Source organism: Sphingomonas bacterium, assembly GCF_903643035.1.
Classification (GTDB): domain Bacteria; phylum Pseudomonadota; class Alphaproteobacteria; order Sphingomonadales; family Sphingomonadaceae; genus Sphingomonas.
In genome coordinates this window covers 1-6,337 of record NZ_CAHJWW010000163.1, presented here as the reverse complement: position 1 = coordinate 6,337, position 6,337 = coordinate 1, and the positions used below count along the sequence as shown (strand labels likewise).

Below are 6,337 nucleotides of genomic sequence, written 5' to 3'. Positions count from 1 at the left end.
GACCGCGCGCATCGCCTATGGCGGCCAGCCGCACGTGGCGGTCAAGGCGCCGTGGGACGCGGGCATGGTCTGGTCGAAGACGCAGGACGGCCGGACGTGGTTCGCCACCACCGCCGAGAGCTATGGCTGCGACCTGTTCTGGCCCTGCCTCGACCATCCGACCGGGAAACCGGGCGTCGTCACGCTCCACATCACCGTGCCAGCCGGGCTGAAGGCGCCATCGAACGGCGTGCTGACCGGCGTCGACCCGCTGCCCGACGGGCGCAGCCGCTGGAACTGGCGGATCGAACACCCCGACACCTATGGCATCGCGCTGAACGTCGCGCCCTATGAGGTGATCGAGGGCGACTACCGTTCGCGCTACGGCAACACGATCCCGATGGCCTATTGGTACCTGCCCGGCGAGGAGGCCAAGGCGCGCGCGCTGTTCGCCGAGTTCGCCCCGACGCTCGACTTCTACGAAAGCGTGGTCGGCCCCTATCCGTTCGGCGCCGAGAAGGTGGGCGTGGTCGAGACGCCGTACCTCGGCATGGAGCACCAGACGATCAACGGCTACGGCAACGGCTACGCCAAGAAGCCCGAGGGGTTCGACTGGCTGTTCCAGCACGAGTTCGGCCATGAATGGTTCGGCAACCAGGTGACCGCCGCCAACTGGGACGACTATTGGCTCCACGAGGGGTTCGAGGAGTATATGCAACCGCTCTACGGCCGCTGGCGCGAGGGCGAGGCGCGCTATGCCACGATGATGGACGACCAGCGCAACCGCATCCTCGACAAGGCGCCGATCGTCAGCGGACGCCAGCTTACGGAGGAGGAGGTGTACGAGACCTCGACCGGCGGGCCGGGGCAGGACATCTACTACAAGGGCGCCTGGATGCTCCACACGCTGCGCTGGCTGATCGGCGATGCCGCATGGCAGCGCGCGACGCGGCTGGAGGTGTACGGCCGCGACGACCCGCAGCCGGGCAACTTCACGACGCGCTATGGCTCGACGCGCGAGTTCGAGGGCTTCGTGCGGCAGGTCACGGGGCGCGACTACGGCTGGTTCTTCGACGTGTACCTCCGGCAGGCGGCGCTGCCCGAGCTGGTGCAGGCGCCCGCGCCCGGCGGGCTCGCGCTGCGCTGGCTGGCGCCGGGCGGGGGCGTGTTCCCGATGCCGGTGGAAGCGAGCGTCGACGGGCGGATCGTCCGCGTCGGGATGGTCGGCGGCGCCGGTTTCCTTGCGGTACCGGACGGCGCGCATGTGGTACTGGATCCGGACGCGCGCGTCCTCAGGCGATCGGCCGCGGTGGAGGAGTATCAGGCATGGCAGGCGGAACAGGCGAAGCGGGCGACGGCGCAGTGACGGACCCGACACGAGGCGCCAACTCGGGCGAGAGCAACCTGTCGGTCGGCGTCAAGCGCGCGGCGGAGATGGCGGCGGTGTTCATGATCGGCGACGGTGCGCTGGGCCTGCTCCAGCCGACGCGGCACGTTGACCTGTGGCGGTCGCGGGTCGGCGCGGTCGACCTGCTCATCAGGCCGTTCGGCGGCCGGCCGGGACGTCGCCGGCTCTACGGACTGGTGCAGCTGGCGGCCGGCATCGCGCTCGCCGCCGGCCTGCAACCACGACGGCGCTAGGGCGGTCTTCCGACCACGTCGCGTCACCCGCACGAAGGCGATCCTGGTCCGGCGTGAGGTGCCAGAAGGGCGCCCCGCCACCGCATCGTGACCGATGGCCAACGCTGCGCCGGGCCAGAAGAGTCCCGCCGCGCGAGCGGACGTCCGAAGGGTGACGATGGTGTGCAGAATGGTCGGGAAACCGCTTCAGACGAGTCGCGCGGAGGACCGCGAGAGTCCTCCGCGCAGCCGGGGCAGCCCGTCACTGATCGTGATCCTTGACCGGAGGGACGCTTCGCGGCGGCATGCTGATGAAGGCGTGGATGTCGTCGATGTCCTTGCTGCTGAGCACGTCGGAGAAGGAGGACATGCCGGCCTCGCTCAACGCGCCGTCGTGAACGATCGCCTGGATCGCGGCGTGGGTCGACGGCGGCATGTTCCAGAGATCGGGATAGCCCGTCGCCGTGCCGGGCGTGCCGTGGCAGTTGGAGCAGTTGGTTGCGAAGAGGGCGGCGCCATGGCGCACCATTGCCGCTGTCCCCCGATACTGGGCGGGCGCCGGCATCGCCGCGGCGGCGACCTTGAGCGGCGGCAGCTTCGGCGCCGTGCCGCCCAGCTTGAAGACGATCAGCCGTTCGGTGTTCGCGCGCCGCATCGCTACCGCGCCGGCCGGGAAACCGCCGAGGGCGGCACCCCCGAGCCCGGCGGTGACGGCCACGTAGCGTTCGCCGTCGATCTCATAGGCCATCGGCGACGCCATCACGGCGGTGCCGATGTTGATCCGTTGCAGGACGGTACCGTCGCGCCCCTCGTACACCGTCAGATAGCCGTCGGAACCGCCCTCGAAGACCAGGCCCCCGCTCGTCGTCATCGTGCCGCCGCCGTAGAACGGCTGCGGCTTGCCGGTCCAGACGGCCTTCTGGCGCACCGGATCCCAGGCGGTGAGAACCGTGTCGAACTTCGGCTTTGGCTGGCCCGTGAGTACGGGCACAGGCGTACTGGCGTCGGCGAACAGCGCCTCCGACCCCTGGATGACCGTATAGGGCTGCCAGGGCACCGGCTTCACCTTGAAGGTCATCGGCGCCTCCAGCACCGGGATGTAGACCAGCCCGGTCCGCTCGCTGTACGACATCGGATGCCAGTTGTGGGCGCCGAACTCGGACGGCCAGACGAGCTTGACGGCCTTGGAGAAGTCGCCCTGCTCGGTGAACACCGGCCGCCCGGTCTTGAGGTCGACATGGTCGGCCCAGGTGGCGGTGGTGTATTTCCGGGCCGACAGCAGCTCGCCGGTGACGCGGTCGAGGACGTAGAAAAAGCCGTTCTTCGGCGCCTGCATGACGACCTTGCGCTCATGGCCGCCGATCGTCAGGTTCGCCAGGATCATGTTCTGCGTGGCGGTATAGTCCCAGCTGTCGCCGGGCGTCGTCTGATAGTGCCATTTCTTGCGGCCGGTATCGGCGTCGAGCGCGACGATCGACGACAGGTACAGATTGTCCCCGCCGCCGGGGCTGCGCAGCCATTTGGGGTGCGGCATGCCGTTGCCGGTGCCGATGTAGACGATGTTCGTCTCGGGATCGTAGACGATCGAGTCCCAGGGCGTGCCGCCGCCGCCGAACCCCCAGGCGGAGTGCGGGTCCCAGGTCTTGCGCGCCTCCGTGATCTCGGGGGTCTCGTCGCCCTTGGCGGGGTCGCCCGGCACCGCCCAGAAGCGCCAGGCGAGCTTCCCCGTCTTGCGGTCGTAGGCGGTGGCATAGCCGCGCGCGCCCATCTCCGCGCCGCCGTTGCCGATCACGACGTTGCGGCCCGCGATCCGCGGCGCGCCGGTGACGGCGTAGCTCATGCCCCGGTCGGCCAGCGTGTCGACCTTCCACAGCGGCTTGCCCGTCTTCGCGTTCAGTGCGGCAAGATAGCCGTCGAGCGTGCCGACGTAGACGGTCCCGTCCGCCACCGCGACGCCGCGGTTGACCGCGTCGCAGCAGGCGTGGCGGGCGAAATGGCCGTCGACCTCGGGGTCGTACCGCCACAGCTCGGCCCCCGTCTTCGCGTCGAGAGCGTAGACGACGCTCCACGGCCCGGTGACGTACAGGACGCCGCCCGCGACGATCGGCGTCGCCTCCATCCCGCGATGGGTGCGGCCGCGCACCGTGAAGTCGTCGAACTCCCACGCGACGCCGAGCTTCGCCAGCTCGTCGGGCGCGAGCGTGGATGCATAGGTGTGCGCGGTCTCCCGCGCCCAGTCCGGCACCGTCCCGCCGGCACCGGCGCCGTCGCGACCGCAGGCGCCGAGCGACAATGCGATGCCCGCGAGCAGGACGAGCCCCGGATGCCGGTCCGGCCGACGCGCCCGGACGCCGCCCACGGTGTTCGCTGAAATCATGCCATGTTCCCCCGTGCGTCGCCGGTCCGGGTGACACGCCGCCATGTGGGCGTGGCCAGACGATCCCCGGACCCTCGCAAGGCTAAGACGCATGGTGACGGCGAAACCCTCAAAAGCCGTGCTCGCGGGATCACCGCGGACAGACCATGGCTGCGGGCCGTCGAAGGCATTTGCGTCGCCTTGCAGTTGACTTCATCATCCGGCCCAAGGAGCGCCGCATGAAATTGAAGGTCGAGAGCGAACACTCCTCCACCCAGGCCCTGTACGCGGAGTTCCGCAGGCCGCTGCTGAGCTTTTTCCTCCGACGCGTGAAGGACGCCGGAGAAGCGGAAGACCTGACGCAGGAGGTGTTTTCGCGGCTCCTGCCCAAGCACCCGCAGGACGGCATCGCGGACGCCAGGGGATATGTCTTCCGCATCGCCGTCAACCTGTTGCGCGACCGTGCGAGGCGGAAGGGAGTGCGCAACGCCGCGCTCCTGTCGGACGTCCACCCGGGCCGGGTCGCGAGCCTCGTGGCGGAACTCGTTGAGGATCGGCATCCGGAACGCGTCTTACTGGCAAAGGACGAGGTGGGGCGGGTCGTCCGCGCCCTGGGCGCGTTGCCCGAACGGACCCGAGACATGTACCTCCTATTCCGGCTGGAAAGCATGAAACAGCGAGACATCGCCCACCTCTACGGCCTGAGCCGGAGCACCGTCGAAAAGGAGGTGACGCGCGCGACCCTGCACCTCGCGTTGTGGTTGGAGCGCGGTGGACGATGAGCGTCGGCGAGCACGACGCCGCCCTGGGCCGCCTCGCCGAGGCGAGCTTCTGGCAGGCGCACCTCGCCGACCGGGACCTGGAGACCAGTCCGGGGTTCGAGGCATGGCTCGTCGCCGACGCGGCGAACCCGGTGGCCTTGCGCCATGTCGAGGCCGGGTGGATCGCCGTCGGCGAGCAGTCCAGTTCGCCCGACCTGCTGCACCTGCGCCGCGACGCGCTGCGCCGCGCCCAGCGGGCGGGCCGCTCGCGCCGGGTCCCGTCGCGCCGGGTCGCGGCGATGGCGATCTGCCTGATCTTCCTTCTCGTCACCGGGTTCGGCGGCGGCGCGTGGTGGCGGAGCGTCTTCCCGCCGAGCTACCAGACCGCCAGCGGCGAGCGGCGCACGATCACGCTCGACGACGGCTCGCGCGTGTCGCTCGACGCATCGTCACGGCTGGAGGTCCGGTACACGAAACAGCAGCGCAAGCTGGTGCTGCTCGCCGGGCAGGCGCGCTTCGACGTCGCCCACAACCCGCTGCGCCCCTTCCTGGTCGAGGCCCGCGGCCGCACGGTCGTCGCCACCGGCACGGCGTTCAACATCGACCTGCTCGGCCCGGTCGAGCTGGTGACGCTGATCGAGGGCCGGGTCGTGATAACGCCGTCGCGGGAGGCCGCGCCGCCGCTCGCCGCCTTCCGGCGCCCGCCGCCGGGCGACATCACGCTGACGCCCGGCCAGCAGGCGATCTTCCGGCCGGCGTCGCGCGCGACGCTGGCGACGATCGACCTCAGGCGGACCGGTGCGTGGGAAGCGGGGATGCTCGACTTCGACGACGAACCGCTGGCGAGCGTGGCGACACGCATCAACCGCTACAGCCGCCAACAAGTCGTCGTTTCTCCGACCGCGGCCGACATGAGGATCAGCGGCGTCTTCCAGACAGGCGACACCGCGACGTTCGTCGATGCCGTCTCCCACTATCTGCCAGTGTCCGCGACCGACCGCGGCGCCGACATCGTCATCGCCGCCAGGAACCCCAGGCACTGACTCCAGATACTGGCCCCAGATAATGGCCCCAGACACTGATCCTGCCACGTTCCCCCCGAAAATCTTTTGAGGATCGGCGAGCGCGGCGCGTCCTTGATTAAACGGGGAGGCTAGAAGGTCGCCCGGATCAGGGGGACTTAACCATGCGCTTCCGCCATTCGCGTTTTCACTGTCTCGGCACGGCGGCGCGGATCGGCGCGGTCGCCCTCCTGATGGCCGGCGCGCCGGCCTGGGCGCAGACGCGGACGTTCGACATCGGCGCGATGCCGTTGGGCGAGGCGCTTCGCACCGTCGGCCAGTCGTCGGGCAGGCAGATCATCTTCGCCGACAGCCTCGTGCGGGGGAAGACCGCCCCGCGTCTGCGAGGCCCCTACACCGCCGACGCCGCGATCGGACTGCTGCTCGCGTCGAGCGGACTGGTCGCCCGGACGGCGCCGTCCGGGGCGATCATGGTGGTACGAAGTCAGGGGGGGCCCGGGCAGGACCGGGGCGGGCAGCCGGGACTCGGGCAGCAGGGCGTGGCGGGCGGCACCGATCAGGGACCGGCGGTAGCGCCGGCCGCGGCGACCGCGCAGGCC

6 protein-coding genes are annotated in these 6,337 nt (G+C 70.1%); 5 read left to right on the top strand and 1 reads right to left on the bottom strand.

What is annotated here, in order from left to right:
* Together HUV01_RS10720 and HUV01_RS10715 are read left to right on the top strand one after the other, a co-directional pair.
* Window positions 1-1,345 (top strand): M1 family metallopeptidase (locus tag HUV01_RS10720; RefSeq protein WP_174298250.1); only part of this gene is annotated, 1,345 nt, incomplete at its 5' end.
* Window positions 1,306-1,620, top strand: coding sequence for a hypothetical protein (locus HUV01_RS10715; protein ID WP_254606569.1), 315 nt, complete (start codon window positions 1,306-1,308; stop codon window positions 1,618-1,620). The genes HUV01_RS10720 and HUV01_RS10715, both read left to right, overlap by 40 nt.
* 241 nt (window positions 1,621-1,861) lie before the next feature.
* Here HUV01_RS10715 and HUV01_RS10710 read toward each other — a convergent pair whose 3' ends face one another.
* Window positions 1,862-3,976, bottom strand: coding sequence for a PQQ-dependent dehydrogenase, methanol/ethanol family (locus tag HUV01_RS10710; RefSeq protein WP_174298249.1), 2,115 nt, complete (start codon window positions 3,974-3,976; stop codon window positions 1,862-1,864).
* 218 nt (window positions 3,977-4,194) lie between these two features.
* Here HUV01_RS10710 and HUV01_RS10705 point away from each other — a divergent pair, with 218 nt between their 5' ends.
* The 3 genes from HUV01_RS10705 to HUV01_RS10695 all read left to right on the top strand — a co-directional run.
* Window positions 4,195-4,737 carry an RNA polymerase sigma factor gene (locus tag HUV01_RS10705; protein WP_174298248.1) on the top strand — a complete coding sequence of 181 codons (543 nt, stop codon included), beginning with the start codon at window positions 4,195-4,197 and terminating at the stop codon, window positions 4,735-4,737.
* A complete protein-coding gene (locus tag HUV01_RS10700) occupies window positions 4,734-5,759 on the top strand; it encodes a FecR family protein (RefSeq protein WP_174298247.1) in 1,026 nt (341 codons plus the stop codon). Before HUV01_RS10705 ends, HUV01_RS10700 begins: the two co-directional genes overlap by 4 nt.
* A 143-nt stretch (window positions 5,760-5,902) precedes the next feature.
* Window positions 5,903-6,337: STN domain-containing protein (locus HUV01_RS10695; RefSeq protein WP_217430984.1), on the top strand; the 435-nt coding region annotated here is incomplete at its 3' end.

Bases quoted from the DNA above. Each gene is read 5' to 3' on its own strand.
- HUV01_RS10715 (WP_254606569.1), top strand. From the start codon at position 1,306: ATGGCAGGCGGAACAGGCGAAGCGGGCGACGGCGCAGTGACGGACCCG.
- HUV01_RS10710 (WP_174298249.1), bottom strand. From the start codon at position 3,976: ATGATTTCAGCGAACACCGTGGGCGGCGTCCGGGCGCGTCGGCCGGAC.
- HUV01_RS10705 (WP_174298248.1), top strand. From the start codon at position 4,195: ATGAAATTGAAGGTCGAGAGCGAACACTCCTCCACCCAGGCCCTGTAC.
- HUV01_RS10700 (WP_174298247.1), top strand. From the start codon at position 4,734: ATGAGCGTCGGCGAGCACGACGCCGCCCTGGGCCGCCTCGCCGAGGCG.